The 20,767-nt window shown below is 37.1% G+C and carries 21 protein-coding genes and 1 pseudogene; 13 read left to right on the forward strand and 9 right to left on the reverse strand.

Annotation, left to right across the window (positions count from 1 at the left end; genetic code table 11):
* The first annotated feature begins 1 nt into the window (after nt 1).
* The 3 genes from gltX to gatC are packed head-to-tail and all read left to right on the forward strand — an operon-like array spanning nt 2 to nt 1,971.
* Nucleotides 2-1,504 carry a glutamate--tRNA ligase gene (gene gltX / locus EWU22_RS06190; RefSeq protein ID WP_130924859.1) on the forward strand — a complete coding sequence of 501 codons (1,503 nt, stop codon included), beginning with the start codon at nt 2-4 and terminating at the stop codon, nt 1,502-1,504.
* A 1-nt stretch (nt 1,505) separates the two neighbouring features.
* Complete coding sequence (locus EWU22_RS06195) at nt 1,506-1,697, forward strand: hypothetical protein (protein ID WP_130924860.1); 192 nt, start codon at nt 1,506-1,508, stop codon at nt 1,695-1,697.
* Nucleotides 1,684-1,971, forward strand: a complete 288-nt coding sequence (gene gatC / locus EWU22_RS06200) for an Asp-tRNA(Asn)/Glu-tRNA(Gln) amidotransferase subunit GatC (protein WP_130924861.1) — start codon at nt 1,684-1,686, stop codon at nt 1,969-1,971. The genes EWU22_RS06195 and gatC overlap by 14 nt, the downstream gene beginning before the upstream one ends.
* Here gatC and aroB read toward each other — a convergent pair whose 3' ends face one another.
* Complete coding sequence (aroB, locus tag EWU22_RS06205) at nt 1,972-3,000, reverse strand: 3-dehydroquinate synthase (RefSeq protein WP_130924862.1); 1,029 nt, start codon at nt 2,998-3,000, stop codon at nt 1,972-1,974.
* Nucleotides 3,001-3,142: 142 nt separating this feature from the next.
* On the opposite strand from aroB, the gene EWU22_RS06210 reads away from it, so the two are divergent.
* Complete coding sequence (locus tag EWU22_RS06210; protein WP_109322467.1) at nt 3,143-4,126, forward strand: pyruvate dehydrogenase complex E1 component subunit beta; 984 nt, start codon at nt 3,143-3,145, stop codon at nt 4,124-4,126.
* A gap of 243 nt (nt 4,127-4,369) precedes the next feature.
* On the opposite strand, the gene EWU22_RS06215 is transcribed toward EWU22_RS06210, so the two are convergent.
* Nucleotides 4,370-5,845 (reverse strand): Do family serine endopeptidase, encoded by a 1,476-nt coding sequence (locus EWU22_RS06215; RefSeq protein WP_231962781.1) that lies wholly within the window; start codon nt 5,843-5,845, stop codon nt 4,370-4,372.
* A gap of 338 nt (nt 5,846-6,183) precedes the next feature.
* Between EWU22_RS06215 and lysS the strand changes: the two genes are divergently transcribed.
* Nucleotides 6,184-7,899 (forward strand): lysine--tRNA ligase, encoded by a 1,716-nt coding sequence (gene lysS, locus EWU22_RS06220; RefSeq protein ID WP_130924951.1) that lies wholly within the window; start codon nt 6,184-6,186, stop codon nt 7,897-7,899.
* 149 nt (nt 7,900-8,048) lie between these two features.
* On the opposite strand, the gene EWU22_RS06225 is transcribed toward lysS, so the two are convergent.
* Nucleotides 8,049-8,243 carry a cold-shock protein gene (locus tag EWU22_RS06225; RefSeq protein WP_109322468.1) on the reverse strand — a complete coding sequence of 65 codons (195 nt, stop codon included), beginning with the start codon at nt 8,241-8,243 and terminating at the stop codon, nt 8,049-8,051.
* Nucleotides 8,244-8,565: 322 nt separating this feature from the next.
* On the opposite strand from EWU22_RS06225, the gene EWU22_RS06230 reads away from it, so the two are divergent.
* The gene (locus EWU22_RS06230; protein ID WP_109322469.1) at nt 8,566-8,787 is read left to right on the forward strand and encodes a PspC domain-containing protein; all 222 of its coding nucleotides are present in this window, start codon (nt 8,566-8,568) and stop codon (nt 8,785-8,787) included.
* Here the strand turns inward: EWU22_RS06230 and EWU22_RS06235 are convergent.
* Entirely contained in the window at nt 8,784-9,791 is a 1,008-nt protein-coding gene (locus EWU22_RS06235) for a glycosyltransferase family 2 protein (RefSeq protein ID WP_130924952.1), read from the reverse strand. The two genes, EWU22_RS06230 and EWU22_RS06235, sit on opposite strands and share 4 nt — an antisense overlap.
* A gap of 103 nt (nt 9,792-9,894) precedes the next feature.
* Between EWU22_RS06235 and EWU22_RS06240 the strand changes: the two genes are divergently transcribed.
* On the forward strand, nt 9,895-11,607 hold the full coding sequence (locus EWU22_RS06240; RefSeq protein WP_130924863.1) for an amino acid permease: 1,713 nt from the start codon (nt 9,895-9,897) through the stop codon (nt 11,605-11,607).
* Nucleotides 11,608-11,633: 26 nt separating this feature from the next.
* On the opposite strand, the gene EWU22_RS06245 is transcribed toward EWU22_RS06240, so the two are convergent.
* The 3 genes from EWU22_RS06245 to EWU22_RS06255 are packed head-to-tail and all read right to left on the reverse strand — an operon-like array spanning nt 11,634 to nt 13,793.
* Nucleotides 11,634-12,326, reverse strand: a complete 693-nt coding sequence (locus EWU22_RS06245) for a zinc metallopeptidase (protein ID WP_130924864.1) — start codon at nt 12,324-12,326, stop codon at nt 11,634-11,636.
* Nucleotides 12,327-12,331: 5 nt separating this feature from the next.
* Nucleotides 12,332-12,814, reverse strand: a complete 483-nt coding sequence (gene rfaE2 / locus EWU22_RS06250) for a D-glycero-beta-D-manno-heptose 1-phosphate adenylyltransferase (protein WP_130924865.1) — start codon at nt 12,812-12,814, stop codon at nt 12,332-12,334.
* The gene (locus EWU22_RS06255; protein ID WP_130924866.1) at nt 12,798-13,793 is read right to left on the reverse strand and encodes a lysylphosphatidylglycerol synthase transmembrane domain-containing protein; all 996 of its coding nucleotides are present in this window, start codon (nt 13,791-13,793) and stop codon (nt 12,798-12,800) included. Before EWU22_RS06255 ends, rfaE2 begins: the two co-directional genes overlap by 17 nt.
* Nucleotides 13,794-13,926: 133 nt before the next feature.
* On the opposite strand from EWU22_RS06255, the gene EWU22_RS06260 reads away from it, so the two are divergent.
* From EWU22_RS06260 to EWU22_RS06270, 3 genes are read left to right on the forward strand one after another with little or no spacing between them, the layout of a single operon-like run.
* On the forward strand, nt 13,927-14,736 hold the full coding sequence (locus EWU22_RS06260) for a glycogen/starch synthase (RefSeq protein ID WP_109322475.1): 810 nt from the start codon (nt 13,927-13,929) through the stop codon (nt 14,734-14,736).
* Between the two features lie 40 nt (nt 14,737-14,776).
* Nucleotides 14,777-16,057, forward strand: coding sequence for a DUF4270 family protein (locus EWU22_RS06265; protein WP_161566804.1), 1,281 nt, complete (start codon nt 14,777-14,779; stop codon nt 16,055-16,057).
* 11 nt (nt 16,058-16,068) lie between these two features.
* A complete protein-coding gene (locus EWU22_RS06270) occupies nt 16,069-16,854 on the forward strand; it encodes an amidohydrolase (RefSeq protein ID WP_130924868.1) in 786 nt (261 codons plus the stop codon).
* On the opposite strand, the gene EWU22_RS06275 is transcribed toward EWU22_RS06270, so the two are convergent.
* Nucleotides 16,851-17,558, reverse strand: a complete 708-nt coding sequence (locus EWU22_RS06275; RefSeq protein ID WP_130924869.1) for an ABC transporter ATP-binding protein — start codon at nt 17,556-17,558, stop codon at nt 16,851-16,853. The two genes, EWU22_RS06270 and EWU22_RS06275, sit on opposite strands and share 4 nt — an antisense overlap.
* 90 nt (nt 17,559-17,648) lie before the next feature.
* On the opposite strand from EWU22_RS06275, the gene EWU22_RS06280 reads away from it, so the two are divergent.
* The 3 genes and pseudogenes from EWU22_RS06280 (at nt 17,649) to EWU22_RS06290 (ending at nt 19,683) form a co-directional block, all read left to right on the forward strand.
* Nucleotides 17,649-18,869, forward strand: a complete 1,221-nt coding sequence (locus EWU22_RS06280; protein WP_109322479.1) for a bifunctional 3,4-dihydroxy-2-butanone-4-phosphate synthase/GTP cyclohydrolase II — start codon at nt 17,649-17,651, stop codon at nt 18,867-18,869.
* Nucleotides 18,870-19,111: 242 nt separating this feature from the next.
* Nucleotides 19,112-19,228: pseudogene (locus EWU22_RS13605) on the forward strand (type II toxin-antitoxin system HicA family toxin); the annotation flags it as partial.
* Between the two features lie 44 nt (nt 19,229-19,272).
* Nucleotides 19,273-19,683, forward strand: a complete 411-nt coding sequence (locus EWU22_RS06290) for a hypothetical protein (protein ID WP_130924870.1) — start codon at nt 19,273-19,275, stop codon at nt 19,681-19,683.
* 9 nt (nt 19,684-19,692) lie between these two features.
* Here the strand turns inward: EWU22_RS06290 and EWU22_RS06295 are convergent, their stop codons facing one another.
* Entirely contained in the window at nt 19,693-20,598 is a 906-nt protein-coding gene (locus tag EWU22_RS06295) for a prohibitin family protein (protein ID WP_130924871.1), read from the reverse strand.
* Nucleotides 20,599-20,767 lie beyond the last annotated feature (169 nt).

A 20,767-nucleotide genomic window follows, 5' to 3' on the forward strand; every position in this document is an offset into this window, starting at 1 on the left:
TATGCCTAATTCAGTACGTGTTCGTTTTGCTCCCAGCCCTACAGGTCCATTACATATTGGTGGAGTTCGAACAGCCTTATATAATTTTTTACTAGCTCGTAAATTGGGAGGGACTTTCATTTTACGTATTGAAGATACTGATCAAGCACGTTTTGTTCCTGGTGCTGAAGCATACATATTGGAGAGTTTAGCTTGGTTAGGGATTTCACCTGACGAAGGAATAGGTGTAGGTGGACCTTATGAACCATACCGTCAAAGTGAAAGAAAGGATATTTATAAGACCTATGCGGATGAATTAATTCAATCAGGAAAAGCATATTATGCCTTTGATACCTCGGAAGAATTGGACGCCATGCGTACCACTTTTGAAAGTCAAGGATCAGCCTTTCAATACAATGCGGTTACACGCGTTAAATTGAGAAATTCGTTGGCACTTTCTAAAGAAGAAGTGGATCAGTTATTAGCCAACAATACCCCTTACGTTATTCGTTTGAAGGTACCTGCTAAAGGGGAAATTCGTTTTCAAGATGTGATACGTGATTGGGTACATGTGCATACTTCTAGCATTGATGATAAAGTATTAATGAAGTCAGATGGAATGCCAACATACCATCTTGCCAATGTGGTGGATGATCATATTATGCAGATTACTCATGTGATTCGTGGGGAAGAATGGCTGCCTTCGGCTCCTTTACATATATTGTTATATCAAGCGTTTGGTTGGAATCCTCCACAATTTGCTCACCTACCTCTATTACTTAAACCAGAAGGGAATGGAAAGCTTTCTAAGCGAGATGCTGATTTAGGTGGTTTTCCCGTGTTTCCATTGGAATGGAATGACCCTCAAACAGGATTAATTTCGAAAGGGTTTAAGCAAGAAGGATATTTGCCAGAAGCTACCTTGAATTTCTTGGCCTTTTTGGGATGGAACCCGGGGACGGAGCAAGAGCTTTTCTCATTGGATGAATTAGTTACCGCTTTTTCTTTGGAAAGAATCAATAAAGCTGGCGCAAAATTCGATGTTAAAAAGGCCCAATGGTTTAATGAACAGTATTTGAAACAGCATGATGCCAAGGAGTTAGCTTCTGTATATTTGCCAACTATTGAATCAGAGAAGGGAGAAGCTTTTGTGCATTTGTTTTTGGATCGAATTACTTTTCCTCAGCAATTAGGTGAAATGGTACAAGAATTTTCTGAATTTCCTGAAAGTTACGATGCTGCAGTATTGGCTTCAAAATGGAATGCTGAAACCAAACAAGCTTTGGAACTTATTGGGGCAGCATTACCTCAATGTCAAGATTGGCATGCTGAAGAAATCAAACATTGTATTCACCAATGTTTAGAGCAAGCAGGAATCAAAATGGGTAAGGTGATGCAGTTATTTCGAGTAGCAATGAGCGGAAAAGGAGCGGGCCCAGATTTAATGATTTCCTTGGAACTTTGGGGGAAAGATCAAGTGTTAGCAAGACTAAATAAAGCTTTAGAAAAATTCCCAACGATTTGATATGAAAGATAAATCAAAGAAAGTAAAGGAAAAAGCTCCCAAAGTACATCCAGATTTGGCGGGCTTTGAGATGAACATTGATTCATTTGGACAAATTACGTCGACCTTGAATCGCGATGCACTGAATGCATTTTTGGATAAAGAAATGCCAGATGACAAAAAATTAAATCCTAAGAACGATGAAAGTAAATAAGGACGATGTAATTAAAATTGCTCATTTGGCTCGTTTAGAGCTTAGAGAGGAAAAAATTCAGGATATGCAGGATTCCATCAACAAAGTGTTGGATTGGATGGAAGCATTGAATGCAGTAGATACTTCATCTGTTGAACCCTTAGTTCACATGACACCTGCTTTAAATCATTTTAGAGAAGATCAAGCTAAAGCGATGCTAGATCGTCAAAAGGCGTTGAACCTAGGGCCTAACACCAATGAAAGTTATTTTAAAGTACCTCAAGTGATTGAGTAGTTAGCCAATGTAATATTGTAAGGCTTTTTTCATTTCTGATTTCCCTACAGGAATATCATATCCACAATCACCAATTCCCGTTAATAAAGAGAAACGAACCTCATTTCCGAGGTTCTTTTTGTCTTGCATCGTCAATCGAATGATTTCTGGAATTTCACTTTCTTTGATTGTTACTTTCCCATATGTGGCAAAAAGATAAGCCTCAATATCTTCCAATTCAGATAAGCTAATTAAGCCACGATCGTAAGATAAGAATGCCTCTGTGATTATTCCAACAGCTACTGCCTCTCCATGTAAGATTTTTCTCTTGCCTTGATTTAGCAAAAATGTTTCAACTGCATGTCCTAAGGTATGTCCTAAATTAAGAATTTTACGAATACCAGCTTCCTTAGGATCTTCAGTAACAATGGCTTCTTTGATGGCGACGGAATGTGCAACTAAAGTGGCAAAATCGTTTTCTTGCCAATCTAGTTGACTAATTTCAGTCCATTTAGCAGCATCTCGGATTAAGCAATGTTTAATGATTTCAGCAAAACCTGATCTTTTTTCCCGATCTGTCAATGTTTCTAAGAAAGAGGGGTCAATTAAAACCGTTTTTGGTAATTGAAATACACCTAAATGGTTTTTAAATCCTTGAAAATCAATACCTAGTTTTCCACCTACGCTAGCATCTACTTGGGCCAGTAGGGTAGTTGGTATTTGTATGAAATCAATGCCTCTTTTGTAGGTGGAAGCACAAAATCCTCCCATATCTCCAATAACTCCGCCTCCTAAATTGATCATTAAAGCATGTCTGTCCAAATTGGCTTTGGTCATGACTTCCCAGATTTTCACACATGTTGTTAAGTTTTTATGTGTCTCACCTGATTTGATGACCACTTTGATGTAATTTTTAGGAAGAATATTTTCAATCTTGTGTAAACAATGTTTTTGAGTTAGCTCATCCACCAATACAATAACTCTAGAATAGTTTTTAGAGTTGAGAAATGCGGGTAATGAAGTGGAAATCGAAGCTATTTGTACAGACATAAGATGTAAAATTGGTATCAAAGTTTAAAAATACCACGAATTTCTCAAATTGGGCAATTTGAGAACCTAATTTTGGTTTTGTGGTATGCTTTTTCTTGCCTAATTTTGCGCGGTTATGTTTTTTCATACACCTTAACATTTTATGAGAGAGATTCAATTCAGAGAAGCCTTGCGTGAGGCAATGCAAGAAGAGATGCGACGCGATGCATCCGTTTTTTTAATGGGTGAAGAAGTTGCTGAATACAATGGTGCATACAAAGTTTCCCAAGGTATGTTGGATGAGTTTGGTCCAGACAGGGTAATTGACACTCCGATTGCAGAGTTAGGATTTGGAGGTATTGGAGTAGGAGCGGCTGCCAATGGCTTACGTCCTATTGTCGAGTTTATGACATTCAACTTCTCTTTAGTCGCAATTGATCAAATTATCAACTCGGCTTCTAAAATGATGTCGATGTCAGGTGGTCAATATTCTTGTCCTATTGTTTTCCGTGGTCCAACAGGTAATGCAGGGCAATTGTCGTCGCAGCACTCGTCGAACTTTGAAAACTGGTATGCAAATACACCAGGCTTGAAAGTAGTGGTTCCTTCTAATCCGGCAGATGCTAAAGGCTTATTAAAAGCATCTATTAGAGACAATGATCCCGTTATTTTTATGGAATCGGAGTTGATGTATGGTGATAAAGGATTGGTACCAGATGGAGAATTTTTAATTCCAATTGGTAAAGCTAATATCGTGAAAGAAGGTAAGGATGTAACGATTGTAACCTTTGGTAAAATGCTTTCTCGTGTGGTGATGCCAGCTGTGGAAGAATTAACTAAGCAGGGAATCAATGCAGAAGTTATCGACTTACGTAGTGTACGTCCTATTGATTACATCACAGTGGTAGAATCAGTTAAGAAAACAAATCGTTGCGTTGTGGTTGAAGAAGCTAATCCATTATCGGCTATTTCATCTGAAATTACGTATCATTTACAACGTTGGGCATTTGATTATTTAGATGCGCCAGTGGTACGTGTTAACTCGAAGGATTTGCCTTTGCCATATGCCCCAACCTTGATTGAAGAGATTTTACCAAGTATTGAGCGTACGATTCAAGCAGTAAAAACAGTTACTTACAAAAAGTAATTTTAGTATAATATAAGTTAAAAGAGCCGAGCATCCACTTGGCTCTTTTTTTATGTGCTAATATTTGTGTGGAAATATTATCAATGTCTTGGACAACATATTTATTTTCAAAATCGTTATGAACGCTCAACGCTGGCAAGGTTCTAAACCTTGACAGCGTTAGAAATAAGCGTTCAAAAACAAAAAAAATCCCTCAATTATCGAGGGATTTTTTGATTTCAAAACCTTAAATTTTCAATCATTTTACAGGACATAAATGAAACGGGAACCATCCACATCCACACCTTCAAGTTTTATTCTGCCTTTACGTGCTTCTAATAACTGAACAGCTTCTTTAGGGTCACTTACGGCCTTATCATTGATCTTAGTAATAATGGAACCTTTAGATAATCCATACATTTCTAGTCGGCCATCAGTCAATACTTCGATTACTTTTACACCATTGCTTACTTTGAATTTATCTTTATCAGCGCTACTGATAGTACCAAATTTAGCCCCTAAGAAGTCGGATTTAGTTGATTCGCCAACATCTCCTTTTACGATTGAAGTATTTCCATCTTTGTTTTTCAAAGTAACTTTGAATTCTTTGGTTTGACCATCGCGATTCACCGTAACTAAAATGCTTTCACCTGGACGCTTTCTACCAACAATCTCCATTAATTTGGAAGAAGACTTCGTATCAGTACCATCAATTTTAGTGATGACATCGTTGATTTTAATACCAGCATCTTTAGCAGCTGAATTTTCAGAGAATCCTCCTACATAAACTCCATCTTTCGATTTTAAGTCTTTTTCTTCTGCCAATTTGGCATTTACTTCGCTGATACTCACACCCAAGAAACCTCGTTGTACATTACCATACTTGATCAAATCTGAAGAGACTTTCTTAACTATACTCACAGGAACAGCAAAAGAATACCCCGCAAATTGACCCGTTCTAGAATAGATAGCCGTATTGATACCAATTAATTCTCCTTTTAGATTAACTAAGGCTCCACCCGAGTTGCCTGGATTTACAGCCGCATCCGTTTGAATAAATGATTCTAAAGGATTGGTATCTCCGTCACGGTCAATGATGTTTTGACGGCCCTTGGCAGATACAATACCCGCTGTAACAGTTGACTCCAAGTTAAATGGATTACCCACAGCTAATACCCATTCTCCCACACGAAGTGCATCTGAATCACCAAATGTTAAGAATGGTAAATTTTCTGCTTTGATTTGAATCACAGCTAAGTCGGAAGAAGGGTCAGTGGAAATTACTTTAGCCTTAAATTCGCGTTTGTCATTTAAGATAACGCTTACTTCCTCTGCTTCTTGAACAACGTGATTATTGGTAACAATATACCCATCGGAACTAATGATGACCCCTGATCCAGAAGCTTCTTGAGTTTGGGGAGCTTGTTGACGGCGACCACCAAATGGATCTCCAAATCCAAAAAAGTCATCAAATGGGCTAGATGATTGTCGACTCTGGCGAGCTGTCATCTTAGTTTTAATATGCACTACCGCAGGAGTTGTTTTTTCTGCCGCAAAAGTGAATTCACCGGGATTTCCGGGGACATTTTGAATGTTGGAAACAGAACTTGTAAATGCTGAAGGTGCATCACCTATGGTGTGCGAGGAACCCAAGTTCAATAAAGAATAGGCGCCAAGGGTGATTCCGCTTGATAGAAGAGCGATAATCACATACGTTTTAAGGTGGTTTTTGATTTCCATAATATTAAAAATGCGTTAGATTTTAGATGTGCTAAATTAACGCAATTTGTGTGCCATTGTTCTGTACTCTAAATTTTATTAACAAGATTTAAGAATTGGCAGATTTTTAAATTTGTATTTATGTCGAAATGATCACCTATCCAATTTAAATTCAAGATATCTGTCAGACTATGTCAATTTGACCCACTCAAATCAGTAGCTAGCAGCTTTTTGTGAATTTTATTATCATTTTCATGGGTAGTAAATGTCGAATCTTTAGCTTGATTGAGGTGTCAATTTTTTAATCGGGCTATAATTGGTTAATTTTGCACTTCATTCAAGAAATTAGCAAATACCCCATGATTTTAAGTGAGCAAGAACAACTAAGAAGACAAAAAAGATTGGATTTGATGGCTTTAGGCATTGATCCTTATCCTGCAGAAGCATATCCCGTGAACGTATATGCCAAGGAAATTTTGTCAGATTATACTCCAGAATCAGCCAATTTTCAAGATGTAACTTTGGCAGGTCGCTTGATGGGATTTCGTATTATGGGCAATGCCTCTTTTGCGGAATTGCAAGATGCGAGCGGTCGTATACAATTGTATTTTAGAAGAGATGATTTGTGTCCAGGAGAAGATAAAACATTATATAATACCGTATTTAAAAAGCTGTTGGATATTGGGGATATCATTGGTGTGAAAGGTTATGTTTTCACCACTCAAATGGGAGAAATTTCTGTCCATGTTCGTGAATTCACCTTGTTATCGAAAGCTTTAAAGCCTTTACCTGTGGTTAAAGAAGCCGAAGGACAAACCTTTGATGCTTTTTCTGATCCAGAAATGAGGTATCGTCAGCGTTATGTCGATTTGATAGTCAATCCTTCTGTTAAAGATATTTTTATCAAACGCGCCAAAATTATATCGACCATGCGAGCCATGTTTGATGAGCGAGGTTGGTTAGAGGTAGAAACTCCCGTATTACAAGCGATCCATGGTGGTGCTTCGGCTAGACCTTTCAAAACGCATCACAATACCTTGGACATGCCGCTTTATTTGCGTATTGCCAATGAGTTGTATTTGAAACGCCTAATTGTAGGTGGTTTTGACGGGGTATATGAGTTCGGAAAGATGTTTAGAAATGAAGGGATGGATCGTACCCATAATCCTGAATTTACATCTTTAGAATTTTATGTAGCGTATAAAGACTACCATTGGATGATGGATTTGACGGAAAAAATCTTTGAAACCGTAGCACAAACCTTACATCAACATACGAAAGTGATGGTAGGTGAAAATGCCATTGAATTTGCTGGCCCATATCCTAAATTGTCTATTTCGGAAGCAATCCTTAAGTATTCTGGAGTGGATGTGGATGTATTATCAGAGGATGCTTTACGTGCCAAATGTCTAGAATTTGGAATGGAAGTAGATGAGCAGATGGGTAAAGGGAAGCTAATTGACGAGCTTTTTGGTGAGAAAGTAGAAGCTAATTTAATTCAACCAACATTCATTATTGATTATCCAGTTGAGATGTCACCGCTTACCAAAAAACACCGTTCAAAAGAAGGTTTGGTAGAGCGATTTGAATTATTTGTGAATGGTAAGGAGATTGCCAATGCTTATTCGGAATTAAATGATCCAATCGATCAAAAAGAAAGATTTGAAGACCAATTGAGATTGGCTGAAAAAGGAGATGATGAGGCTATGGTCATGGATCATGATTTCATCCGATCGTTGGAATATGCCATGCCTCCAACCTCTGGTATTGGAATAGGAATTGATCGTTTAACGATGTTAATGACGAATCAAGCATCCATTCAAGAAGTATTATTCTTCCCTCAAATGCGCCCTGAAGTAATAAAAGAAGTTTCTTCGGATGCTGATTTTGTTCAAGCAGGAGTAGCTGAATATTGGATCCCAGCATTACAAAAAATGGGAATTTTGACTTTGGAAGCTTTGAAGGCCGCCAACCCCAATAAAGTATTTAATGATTTGGGTGGCTTGCGTAAAAAGTTAAAAATAGAAGCGGCTATGCCAAGCAAAGAAGAAGTCATCGCTTGGATTGAATCCTAATAGAAAATATAGTCTGAAATCAAAAAAGCCATCCCAAAGGATGGCTTTTTCTTTTCTCTTTATTAGAGATCAATGTTGCAATTTTAATAGGATAACCTAATATATATTGGAAAATACTGATTTGCTCTAATCAAGGACATGTAAGAAAATTAGATTTTCTTTACATTGATAGCGTTAGCTCCACGCTTTCCGTCAGTTACTTCGTAGGAAACGCTGTCATTTTCGCGAATCGTAACACCAGCTAAGCCAGTTACGTGTACAAAAATGTCTTCACCTGTTTGATCGTCAACGATGAATCCGAAACCTTTCGTCTCGTTGAAAAATTTTACTTTACCAGTTTGCATAAAAAATTAATGTTAAAAATTAAATCTTAAAGAATTTTAGACGCAAGAATTTTGACTGGGACAAACTTATAGAATCAAATGGAGTGTAAACCGGGAAGATACTAGGAGGGATGAAGTCGAGAATTTTGCTGAATTAAAACTTTTAAGTGCCCAAATGTATATAAAATTCAATTGCATGCAAGCAAATTCAAATTAAATATTACAAATTATCAATTATTTTATTTTAATATTGTAATATTTGTATAATAATTTGAATTATTTTAATTTATTATCTTAAAACGGTTAATTAATTAATATTTTTGTAGGTATTAAATTTAGCTACATGGAAAAAGTAAAGTATTTCGTTGAAAATCAAGCTTTTGGAGTTTGTACTAGATTAGGAGAGAAGTTTAAAATTTCCACCTCCAGCATCCGATTGTATTTCATATACACGTCTTTCATTACCATGGGATCACCCATTATTATTTATTTAATCCTAGCCTTTTGGATGAATATTCGTCGATACTTACGACAAAGAAATAACCCAACCGTGTGGGAATTCTAGAATTTTAAGTCAGTAAATTTTTTCTTTTTCTGTACAAAATAGCCCCAAATGATGGATTTGGGATAGCTAACTATGTTCTCCATCTTAACTAATTCTGGAGCTAGGTTTTGTTTGGGGTGTTGACACAACACATAATAATAAAATGCAAAATGAGCTTTGAGAATGGCCCAAATTAAAGCTATGTCACCTGAAAATAGATATTTCACTCCTGCTAATCCATCTGCTGCCATTCGAAGTAAAATGATAAAACATTTTTTCCACCCTGAAAGGTTTTTGTACAGTAAAATCAAGTTATTCCTAAAGTTCAAATAGGTTTTATAAGGGTTTTCTTTTGCTAAAGTTCCTCCTCCTACGTGTTTAACTGTACTTTCTGCCACAGCTGCAACTTGATATCCTGCTCTTTGAAATCTCCAACATAGATCAATTTCTTCCATGTGTGCAAAAAAATAGTTATCCAAGCCCCCCACTTTCCAATACGTTTCAGAACGAACTAATAAACATGCACCTGTGGCCCAATTGACTATACTAGTGGCATATTGTTCATCATTTTTTTCGATGGAATCGAATATCCTACCTCGACAAAATGGAAATCCTAAATTGTCCCAATATCCCCCTGCTCCACCAGCATATTCAAATTGGCCAGGATTTTGGTAATCAAGTATAAATGGTTGGACGGCAGCAACTTGAGGATTTCGCTCCATGTAATCTACTAATGGATTCAGCCAATTTTTATTTGGCTCTATATCTGAATTCATTAGAACGTAATAGTCTGTATCAAGAGATTTTAAAGCTCGGTTGTAGCCACCTGCATATCCTAAGTTTCCTTCTCCAATTAAAATGGGTATTTCGGGGAATTGATTTTTCAAATAATTTAAAGAATCATCCGTAGAACCATTGTCTGCCACATAGATGGTACCAGGTGGACAAGTAGCTATAACCAATGGTAAGAATTTTTCTAAAAAATGCTTTCCATTAAAATTTAAAATGACAATAGCTACCGACATATTCTTTCTTTCCTGCAAAGGTAAGTAAATCGTTCAAATTAGAATTTATTAGGGAAAGATGTATTTTTGTTAATCTTACCATCACATCAACTAATCAAATTGCATGAATTCATCTTTTTTTCGCAAAAAGTCCATTGATAAAATAGTTTCAGATCAAATTGAAATAGAAAAGCTGGAAGGTGGATCCATGGTTCGCAATTTGGGAGTGCGAGACTTAACTTTTTTAGGGGTTGCTGCTATCATTGGTGCTAGTATCTTTTCCGCCATTGGACAGGCATCAGCTAATGGTGGGCCAGCCGTTTCTTTATTGTTTGTTTTTACCGCAGTAGCCTGCATGTTTACAGCTTTTTGCTATGCCCGCTTTGCAGCTACAGTTCCTATCAGTGGTAGTGCTTATACCTATGCCTACACAAGTTTAGGTGAAATTGTTGCCTGGATTTTAGGTTGGAATCTCTTGTTGGAATACGCCATTTCCAATGTGGCGGTGGCCATTTCTTGGTCAAAATATTTTGTTGATTTAATGGAAGGACTAGGTTATCATATTCCAGATTACCTAACTATGGATTTTTTGTCAGCTAAAAGGGCTTATGCTGATGCACAAGTTGCCCTTTCGCAAGGTCAGTTGTTCGAGTCGCTATCCGTCAATGTTCGAGAAGGATATACCGCCTATGCAACAGCGCCAGTTCTATTTGGATGGCATTTTGTGGCCAATATTCCAGCCTTACTAATAACAGCGGCCATCACGTATTTGGTATACATTGGCATTCGAGAAACCAAGAATATGAATAATATATTGGTAATTCTAAAGCTTTTGGTCATTATGATTGTAGTGGGAGTAGGTGCATTTTATGTTCAGGTTGACAACTGGTCGCCCTTTGCTCCTAATGGTATAAGTGGAGTTTTAAAAAGTGTGGCAGCAGTTTGTTTTGCCTATATCGGCTTTGATTCTATTTCTACCACAGCAGAGGAATGCACGAATCCTCAACGCGATATTCCCAAAGCCATGATGTGGGCTTTGATTATATGTACGGTATTGTATGTATTAGTCACTTTAGTTTTAACGGGTATCGTCCCATCTGCCTCCTTAGCAGGTATTGAAGATCCTTTGGCCTATATGTTTACACAGGTTGGATTACACGGAGTGGCAGGTGTTGTAGCGGCAAGTGCAGTAATTGCTTTGACAAGTGCGTTATTGGTATATCAATTAGGGCAACCACGTATTTGGATGACTATGTCACGAGATGGACTGTTGCCCAAAGCCTTTTCCAATATTCATCCCAAATACAGAACTCCCTCTTTTTCTACCATTATGACAGGAGTTTTAGTGGGTATTCCTGCCTTGTTTGCCAATTTGGAAGAAGTTATTAATCTAAGCAGTATTGGAACTTTATTTGCCTTTGTTTTGGTATGTGGAGGGGTCTTAATTTTAGATTTAGATCCTGAAAACCAAAAGAAATCTAAATTCAAAATACCTTATATCAATGCTAAATATTGGGTGGGGGTAAGTTTTGTCATTGGGATCTATTTGTATTTGCCCAATGCGGATTCTTGGTCAAATTACTGGACAGCTCATTGGGTAGGCGATGCTCGAGTAGATCATTTCTTACTATCTGCATTCTTCCTTATTTGGCTTGTATTAGCTTATTTCAGTTATAAGGTCAATTTGTCTTTGATTCCAGTATTAGGCTTATTAGTCAATTTATATCTCATGACACAAATGGGAGCGACCAACTGGGAACGCTTCTTGTATTGGTGTATCGCAGGATTTGTGATCTATTTTAGCTACAGTTATCGAAAGAGCAAGTTGCATGTATAAAAAAAGGGCCAATTGGCCCTTTTTTCTTAGTCGTTACTTCTTCGTCCCCCTAATAAGTTCAAGTAGTAGAGTAATTGTGCCAGCATAGCTAAGGCCGCAACTACATAGGTCATGGCTGCCCACCACAAGGCATCTTTAGACATTTCATATTCACTTGAATTAACGATTTGATTATTTTTTATCCATGCCAAAGCGCGGTTTGATGCATCAAATTCAACAGGTAAAGTCACAAAACTAAAAATGGTAGCTAATGCAAATAAAGCTACACCAATGCTTAATAGGGTTGCATTGCCCGTTGAGTACAAGATCATCATACCAATCATCAACAAAATAGGCATGAATCCATTGGCTACATTCAATAATGGTACCATAGCACTTCTAAATTGCAAAAAGCTATAAGCCTGAGCATGTTGAACAGCGTGACCGCATTCGTGAGCGGCGACTGCCGCCGAAGCTGCATTGCGGCCGTGGTACACATCTGCACTTAGGTTTACCGTTTTGTCTGTTGGGTTATAATGGTCCGTTAATTGTCCATCCACAGAAATAACCCGAACATCGTAGATTCCATGGTCAGCAAGCATCTTTTCTGCGATTTGCTGGCCAGATAAATTACTTTGTAATGGGACTTCCGAATACTGTTTGAATTTGGATTTTAATCTCCAAGAAATCATCATTCCGATAACTCCAAAAAGGATGGTTAAAACATAGATTCCTGTCATTTCTTTTATTTTTTAAGTTTGTTAATAATTCCAGTGGTTGAGTAATTGGGTACTAAGTCAATGGTACTTACTTCGCCACCTGCTTTTAATACTTCTTTTGAACCGACTATGGTATCAATGGTATAATCGTTTCCTTTAATCAATACATCAGGTAAAAGAGCTTTAATTAATTCTAACGGTGTTTCCTCGTCAAAAATTATAACTAGTGAAACAAATCCTAGGGCAGCAATTAGTCGGGCACGTGCATATTCCGAATTTACGGGTCTTTCAGGTCCCTTTAATTCACGAACAGATCGATCTGAATTGACGGCGACAATCATTTTGTCTCCTGCCTGACTTGATTTTTCTAGGTAATCGACATGACCTAGATGTAAAATATCAAAGCATCCATTTGTAAAAACAACTTTTTGATGGTCATTTTTCCAAGCTTTGCGAATTTCAATAGCTTCACTAAGTGTATGGATTTTATGTTCACTGAGAGTTGACACTGCTTAATTTTTTAGGTAAGAAAAGAGTTAGAATAAAACTAATACCCCCGAATAACAAGATCGTGGCCATTTGAGTTCCGTGGAAAAAAGTAGCTAAGGCGGTAGCTTCTTTCATGGGAATCTGGTAGAAGAATAGGGTGGATGCTACTAGACTATGGTAGGCCCCAATTCCGCCTTGTGTAGGAGTGGCCATACCAAATGTACCCATCACTAAAATACTTAATGCGGCTGAAAAACCTAGGTTTTCACTGTTTGGAAACGCTAAAAGTAGGGTATAGGCATTTAAAAAATATGCGACCCAAATGGCCACCGTATAGATTAAAAATAATCCAGGTCTTTTAACATCTTTGATGCTGATGATACCGTCAATCCAGCCAGAAAGGATTTGCCCGACTTTAGAGCTTTTCGATAGGACCTCCCATTTAGCTATGATAAAATCTTTGGTGAACCATAAAGTGATCAGTCCAATCAAACCAAGGATAATCAAGCCCATGATTAAGGTCAAAGGTGGCGTATCTGTATGTGGGAATAAGAAGGATTGGATGGGTTTCCATTCGACTAAAAAAGTAATTCCAACCAAGACTACTAGGCCTAATAAATCGACAATTCTTTCAGTAATAACCGTACCAAAGGATTTTTCAAAGGGAATATCTGCTGTTTTTTGAAGGGAACCACAACGAGAAACTTCGCCCATTCTTGGCACAATGAAATTGGCAAAATAACCAATGAGTACGGCAGAGAAGGTTCTGACTTGACCTGGTTGATAGTTTAGACTATCCAATAATTGTTCCCAACGTAAGGCTCTCAACCAATGGGATACCAAGGAAATGACAATAGCTACTGTTACCCACCTATAATTGGCGTGCAAGAGAGTTTGGTAAATATCATCCCATTCTAGTTGACTTTTGGAAAATGCCCAATACAAGAGTGAGGCAGCTAATAAAGTCGAGAATAAGTACTTAAGAATGGATTTTATCATGTTGTGGTGACGGATTTCGAGAATCACAAGGCAAAATAAAGACCTTTGCTTAAATTATATAGCTGGAATCCGATAAAATTTTTATATTTTTGCAAAGTTTTTTTGGGATAATTTTCCCCTAAATCAATTTAGAATGTCCAAATTACGTATTCTTTACGTTTCGAGTGAGGTTGACCCTTTCCTTAACACCTCTAGAATTGCAGACTTCGTTCGTAACCTTCCAACTGCGATGCAGGAGAGGGGAATGGAGATTCGAATCTTGGTTCCAAGATTTGGTTCTATCAATGAACGCAAAAACCGTTTGCATGAAGTAGTTCGGCTATCAGGAATCACTATCCCTATGGGTGAGGAAGAAAAACCGTTAACGATTAAGGTCGCTAGTATTCCTGCTGCTAAATTGCAGGTTTATTTTATAGATAATGAAGATTATTTTCAGCGTAAATTTGTTTTAACGGACAAAGAAGGAGCATTCTATGAAGACAATCATGAACGTGCTGCATTCTTCTGTAAAGGAGCATTGGAGACTGTCGTGAAACTAGGTTGGTCACCCGATGTAGTGCATTGTAATGATTGGATGTCGAGCTTAGTACCTTTGTACATTTCTACCCATTACAAAAATCACCCAATCTTCAAAGATTCAAAAACTATTTTCTCTCCTCACAATTCTGAATTTGATTTTACGTTCTCTAATGAAGATTTGTTAGAGAAAGTGAAATTAGGAGAAATTGAAGACGAAAATTTAACTAGTTTAGCAAATTCAGATTATTCTGCCTTCATTAAAATTGGTGCAGAATATGCCGATAAAGTAGTATCATTAGAAAATGCGGAAAATAGCCGTATCCAATCCATCATTGATGAATTTAAATCAAAAACCTATCAAAATATTGCCGAAAATGATCTCGATTTCTTCGAAAAATTGTATTTGGAATTGGCCGGCAATTAAATGGGTAGGGATTCTTTCCCTTTTCCTAACTTCTTGTGATTTGCCCAAAGAAATTGGGTCCGATTTGTTTAGTGTTGAAGTTGGTTTGAACTATACTGATTCATTGAGTATTCATTCATCTACTGTCTTGATTGATTCCATTTACACGAATCAAACAGGTGCATTTTTAGTTGGATCACATCAAGATCCTATTTTGGGTACCATTTCAGCTTCGGCATTTGCTCAAATAGCCAATGTGGATACCTTGAAAAGTAAAGAGACTTCTATCTTGGATTCATTGAAAATGAGTTTGATTTATCAGTCGTTTGTAGGAGATACTACGCAGAAACAAACTATTTCAATCTATCGTTTGAAAGACAGTGTGAGTCGTTCAGTGGATTATTTTAATACCTCCACTTTGGCATATGACCCGACCCCCATTGGAACTCACTCTTTTTTCCCTCGTCCCATTAAGGCCAAGACAGCTAATGGCGATTCACTGAAATACGATACCTTAAGTTTCAAAATGAATGCTTCCTTTGCTAAGGAATTGCTGGGGAAATATACCGACAAGTCCGTTGCTGCTGGTGGAGCTGCCTTTAGAGATTATTTTAAAGGAATGCATATTAAATCTACTTCTGCGGGTAAGGCTGCCATTTTAGGCTTTACACCGACTTATTCGATGATGACTTTACATTATCATAATCCCAATGATACGGTTAAATATGCTGTGAATTATTATTTTAGTCTTTCTACGGCATTAGTTGCGGAAATTCACGGTCGATTTAACCAGTTAAATGCATCACGTTCAGGGGCTTTAGCTAATTTAAAGAAACCAGGAGATTTGGTACCAGCTTCACAGTCGAATATGGTGACTTATGTTCAATCAGGTACAGGTTTGGCTACCAAATTAGAAATCCCTTATTTGTTGAACCTGAAGGGGAATAAAAATGTGGCTATCAATAAAGCTGAATTAGTTATTCCTGCAGCAGATAGTTATGAATTGTCAAGAACCTTAGGTACACTATCTTTGGTAGAAACGGATGCTAGTAATAGAACATTAAAGAATTCGTATGGCTTGAGGTATTTATTGACTGAAGGTGGTACAGGTGCTCAGTCGGCAAGTTTTAATACAGCTTCCCAATCTTACAGTTTTAATATTACTACAGCTATTCAAAATATTATCGCTAACAATAAAAAGAATTTTGCCATTTTGGTGACAAGTCCTTTGACAAGTAATTCGGGAGGTTACAGCCGGATTATTGGTGATAATATACGTTATGTACCTTTGAATGCAAATAAGATTAAATTAAAGGTGTATTATACCTACATTGCAAAATAAATTGATTTGACATGGTTTCCCCGAATGCCAATTTGCGGGTAAGTATGGTGCAGACTTCTTTGATTTGGGAGAATCCTGCCGCAAATTGTGCCGTTCTAGAAGAGAAATTACAAATCTTACAAGGTAAAACGGATGTCGTTGTTTTACCTGAAATGTTTCTTACAGGTTTTAGTATGGGTTCGGAGGGAGCTGATTTTCCCAAAGGAGCACAAGTTCAATGGATGCAAATGATGGCCAATCGTTTGGATGTATTGATGATAGGGAGTCTCAAAATCAAAGAAAACAATCAATTTTATAATCGGATGCTCGCTGTTTTTCCAGATGGAAAAATAGTATCATATAATAAGCGCCATTTGTTTCGAATGGGTAATGAACATACGTTCTATAGCCAAGGAGAAGAAAAGGTCATTATTGCGTATAAATCTTGGAACATAGCCATGTTTGTTTGCTATGATTTACGTTTCCCTGTTTGGTCAAGAAACGTAGATATGGCTTATGATGTAGCTATTTATGTGGCCAATTGGCCTGCAGTTCGAGCTCATGCATGGTCGACATTATTAAAAGCCCGTGCCATCGAAAATTTGGCCTACGTTGTGGGAGTTAATCGTGTTGGAAAAGATAACAATGAGTTAGTATACCAAGGAGATTCAGTTGTTGTAACCTTTAAGGGAGAAGAAATAGTACATCTATTGAATGAAGAAACAATACAAACTACGAGCATCTCGAAGGAATTGTTAATAGATTTTAGAGATAAATTCCCTGCACACCTCGATGCAGATTTGTTTGAATTAAATTAAGCTGTCTTATCTTTAAAGAAGCTAGCCAATCCCCCTGCATAATTTTGAGCTTCTTGTAGCGAACAATCTGCTACTAAATTTCCATGGCTAATGAGTAATATTCGATCACAAATGGATTCAACTTCTGTAAGTAAATGACTAGAAAATAAGATGGTTTTACCCGAACTTAATGATTGGATTAGGGACCTGATTTCTGCCATTTGATTTGGATCTAAGCCACTAGTGGGTTCATCTAAGATCAATACAGAGGGGTTATGAAAGATAGCTTGTGCAATCCCGACCCGTTGTTGGTAACCTTTTGATAATTCTCCGATCTTCTTTTTTTTCTCTTTTTCTAATCCCACCAATTGGATAACTTCATCTATTCTTGTCTTTCTTTGACGAGCATAAAACCCATGTATTTTACCAATAAAGTCAAGGAATTCCTGAACATACATGTCAGGATATAGTGGATTATTTTCTGCCAAATAACCGATTTTACTTTTTAATTCCAGGGCATGATTTGCTACATGAAGTCCAAGAACTTTGGCTTCACCTTGACTTGGCTTAATTAATCCAACCAGCATTTTAATGGTACTTGATTTTCCTGCCCCATTGGGTCCTAGAAAACCAATGATTTGACCTTCAGAAGCTTGAAATGTTACGGAATTAACAGCGATTTGAGAACCGTAAATTTTAGAAAGGTTAGTAACTTCAATCGACATGCCTGATAAGGGATAGATTATCTAACAAAGGTAGTAAAATGGGAACTAAATCTGCTTACCTTTGTGTTTTGGTTCATAAAGCTTAAAAATATGCAGGAAGATTCCATTCGATTGGATCGTATTGAAGATGCGATAGAAGATATTCGACAAGGTAAAATTATCATTGTAGCGGATGATGAGGACCGAGAGAATGAGGGTGATATGATTTGCGCATCTGAGGCGATAACTCCTGAATTGGTCAATTTCATGATTCGTGAAGCTCGCGGGTTAATGTGCGTTTCTTTGACGGACGACCGCTGTGCCGCATTAGGACTTGAGATGATGGTAGATAATAATACTACCTCTCATGAAACTCCATTTACAGTATCAGTGGATTTATTAGGAAATGGATGCACCACAGGGATTTCAGCTTCGGATCGTGCTAAAACGATTCAAGCCTTGGTAGATCCTTTAACTAAACCGAGTGATTTAGGAAGACCTGGTCATATTTTCCCGCTAAAGAGTAAATCAGAAGGTGTATTGCGTCGGACTGGACATACGGAAGCTTCTATGGATTTCGCACGATTGGCAGGCTTTCAACCTTCAGGCGTTTTAATTGAGGTATTGAATGAAGATGGTAGCATGGCACGTTTGGCTGATCTTCGTAGAATCGCTGATAAATTTGATTTAAAACTAGTGACCATTAAAGATTTGATAGAATATCGTTTAGATAAAGAATCTTTAATTCAAAGAGAAATTGGCGTAGATATGCCAACTCAGTGGGGGAATTTTGATTTGATAGCTTTTAAACAAAAAAATACGGGAGATACACATTTAGCCTTAGTGAAAGGAACTTGGGAGAAAGATGAAGAAGTGATGGTGCGTGTTCACAGTTCCTGTGTGACAGGAGATATATTTGGGTCTTGTCGCTGTGATTGTGGTCCTCAATTGCATAAAGCCATGGAAATGGTGGAGAAAGAGGGTAAAGGTGTGGTGTTATACATGTTCCAGGAGGGTAGGGGTATTGGTTTATTGAATAAGTTGAAAGCTTATAAATTGCAAGAAATGGGTCGAGATACGGTGGAAGCTAACATTGAATTAGGCTTTGCTATGGATGAACGAGACTATGGTGTAGGAGCTCAGATTTTAAGAAATTTAGGCATTAAGAAATTGAGATTAATTTCTAATAACCCTAAAAAACGAGCTGGTTTATTGGGTTATGGATTGGAAATTGTTGAATCTATTCCCATTGAAATTAATCCGAATCCACATAATCAACATTATTTGCAAACGAAACGGGATAAAATGGGACATTCCATTTTGAGGAAATAATCAACATATTGATATTGAAAGTGCTCCCATTTGGGAGCACTTTTTTTTGACTGTTTTTATGTTTTATTTGACTTAATTTTAATATCTTTTTCTTTTTTATAACATATTTGTTATATATTTAGAAGGTTTAATTAAAAGATAATCTTGTTTTGATTTTTAATTAAACAATGGCATCCGTTAATGAATTGTTGAAAATATTAAAAAATGATGGTTGGTATTTATAGAGAAATGGAGCCAATCATGATTTATACAGGCATTACAAAAAATTGGGTCAATTGGCCATTCCGAGACATGGTGGAAAAGAACTGGCCAAGGGAACCTTTGCCAGTATTTTAAAAGCAGTAGGTTTAACTAGGTGATTTGTATTGATTAAAGTAGATTAGACTCTCTTAAATTTCAAAAGATGAATTCGCAAATATGTTTGACGGTCATTGTAGAAAAAACAGGAACTGGTTTTTCGGCATATGCTAAAGAAATAGATGGAATGGTGGCTGTAGGTAGTAGTATTAATGAGTTGAAAGCCAATTTTGTAGAAGTATTTCAACACTATGTGGACTATGAAAATGAAATGGGAAACTCGATACAGATTCAAGATTATTCCTTGAATTATGTGTTGGATCTAGAACAGTTTTTTGACTATTTCCATGTAATTAACAAATCTGCGTTTGCAGAACATTATGTCGGTATAAATCCAAGTTTATTTAGGCAATATGCTAAGAAATTAGCACCCTTGTCGGACAAGAAAATAGTTCAAATTTCCAATGGATTACATAAACTGGCAAATGAATTGAGCGATATAAGTTTGTCTGTGTAAATTAGTATGTTAATTCCCTCCCAAGATTATTGGACTACTTTTTCCATTACCCATGATGATGATTTTGCTATTGGGTGATTTGGCCAATTCTTTTTGAGCCAATATTGATTCATATTGTAATTGACGGTCACTTAATCCGGTGGACAAGATTCGTTGATAATCCGCTATTCCTTGCGCCTCCACTCGTTTACGTTCTGCTTCTTGTTTTTCTTTTTGAAGGACAAACTGCATTTTTTGCGCATCTTGTTCTGCATTGATTTTGGATTCGATGCTTTGTTTAACAGAGTTGGGTAAGGTGATATTACGAATCAATAATTGTTCCAAGATAAGACCTCTATGTTTGAAATTCGCTTCGATATCTTTGAAAATACGATTTTGGAATTCGTTTCTCTTCTTTGAAAATAAACCAACGGCATCGTAATAAACAGCGTTGTCTCTAATTTTGGTTCGAGTGATTGGACGGACCACTTTGTCTTTATAGTCTAAACCAATCTCCTTAAAAATATTAGGAGCTTCTTGAGAAGAAATTTTATATAATACGGTTAGATCAACGATCACTTCTAGTCCATCGGCTGTAAGTACCCGAATGGCATCATCTCCCTCCTTGTCACCTTCATCATGTACCCCAGACATCGTGTAATTTTGAGTCTTGGAATCGAAGATGAAAATATTGGATAGAGGGTTAACAAAGTTTAAACCACTGTTTAAAACCTGAGGTTTTACACTTCCGAATAAACTTTGAACGCCAACTTCACCCGCTTCAATTTGCTTGACAGTGGAGCTAAACAATCCCAACCCAGCCAATGCTATACCTCCAATTTTGAAGGCTTTGCTATATTTCGAAAATACTAAATTGGGATTTGCAATGATATTGCCAATGACCAGTAAAACGATTCCAACGATGATGAAAAACATAGGATTTGTTAGTGTTTAGGATGAAATAGATTTGATGGCTTAAAGTACAAAGAATAGTTTCGACACACAATCAATTTGTGATATTAGAAATTAATAGGAATGTAGAACTGAAATTAGACATTGAAAATAATTGGGCTAAAAAATGAGACATTCTTCATTTTTGGCAAAA

Origin of the sequence: Aquirufa nivalisilvae, assembly GCF_004307455.1 — a bacterium.
GTDB lineage: Bacteria > Bacteroidota > Bacteroidia > Cytophagales > Spirosomataceae > Aquirufa > Aquirufa nivalisilvae.

Excerpts from the sequence above, each read along its gene's own strand:
- gltX (WP_130924859.1), top strand. The coding sequence starts at position 2 with ATGCCTAATTCAGTACGTGTTCGTTTTGCTCCCAGCCCTACAGGTCCA.
- EWU22_RS06195 (WP_130924860.1), top strand. The coding sequence starts at position 1,506 with ATGAAAGATAAATCAAAGAAAGTAAAGGAAAAAGCTCCCAAAGTACAT.
- gatC (WP_130924861.1), top strand. The coding sequence starts at position 1,684 with ATGAAAGTAAATAAGGACGATGTAATTAAAATTGCTCATTTGGCTCGT.
- aroB (WP_130924862.1), bottom strand. The coding sequence starts at position 3,000 with ATGTCTGTACAAATAGCTTCGATTTCCACTTCATTACCCGCATTTCTC.
- EWU22_RS06210 (WP_109322467.1), top strand. The coding sequence starts at position 3,143 with ATGAGAGAGATTCAATTCAGAGAAGCCTTGCGTGAGGCAATGCAAGAA.
- EWU22_RS06215 (WP_231962781.1), bottom strand. The coding sequence starts at position 5,845 with ATGGAAATCAAAAACCACCTTAAAACGTATGTGATTATCGCTCTTCTA.
- lysS (WP_130924951.1), top strand. The coding sequence starts at position 6,184 with ATGATTTTAAGTGAGCAAGAACAACTAAGAAGACAAAAAAGATTGGAT.
- EWU22_RS06225 (WP_109322468.1), bottom strand. The coding sequence starts at position 8,243 with ATGCAAACTGGTAAAGTAAAATTTTTCAACGAGACGAAAGGTTTCGGA.
- EWU22_RS06230 (WP_109322469.1), top strand. The coding sequence starts at position 8,566 with ATGGAAAAAGTAAAGTATTTCGTTGAAAATCAAGCTTTTGGAGTTTGT.
- EWU22_RS06235 (WP_130924952.1), bottom strand. The coding sequence starts at position 9,791 with ATGTCGGTAGCTATTGTCATTTTAAATTTTAATGGAAAGCATTTTTTA.
- EWU22_RS06240 (WP_130924863.1), top strand. The coding sequence starts at position 9,895 with ATGAATTCATCTTTTTTTCGCAAAAAGTCCATTGATAAAATAGTTTCA.
- EWU22_RS06245 (WP_130924864.1), bottom strand. The coding sequence starts at position 12,326 with ATGACAGGAATCTATGTTTTAACCATCCTTTTTGGAGTTATCGGAATG.
- EWU22_RS06255 (WP_130924866.1), bottom strand. The coding sequence starts at position 13,793 with ATGATAAAATCCATTCTTAAGTACTTATTCTCGACTTTATTAGCTGCC.
- EWU22_RS06260 (WP_109322475.1), top strand. The coding sequence starts at position 13,927 with ATGTCCAAATTACGTATTCTTTACGTTTCGAGTGAGGTTGACCCTTTC.
- EWU22_RS06270 (WP_130924868.1), top strand. The coding sequence starts at position 16,069 with ATGGTTTCCCCGAATGCCAATTTGCGGGTAAGTATGGTGCAGACTTCT.
- EWU22_RS06275 (WP_130924869.1), bottom strand. The coding sequence starts at position 17,558 with ATGTCGATTGAAGTTACTAACCTTTCTAAAATTTACGGTTCTCAAATC.
- EWU22_RS06280 (WP_109322479.1), top strand. The coding sequence starts at position 17,649 with ATGCAGGAAGATTCCATTCGATTGGATCGTATTGAAGATGCGATAGAA.
- EWU22_RS06290 (WP_130924870.1), top strand. The coding sequence starts at position 19,273 with ATGAATTCGCAAATATGTTTGACGGTCATTGTAGAAAAAACAGGAACT.
- EWU22_RS06295 (WP_130924871.1), bottom strand. The coding sequence starts at position 20,598 with ATGTTTTTCATCATCGTTGGAATCGTTTTACTGGTCATTGGCAATATC.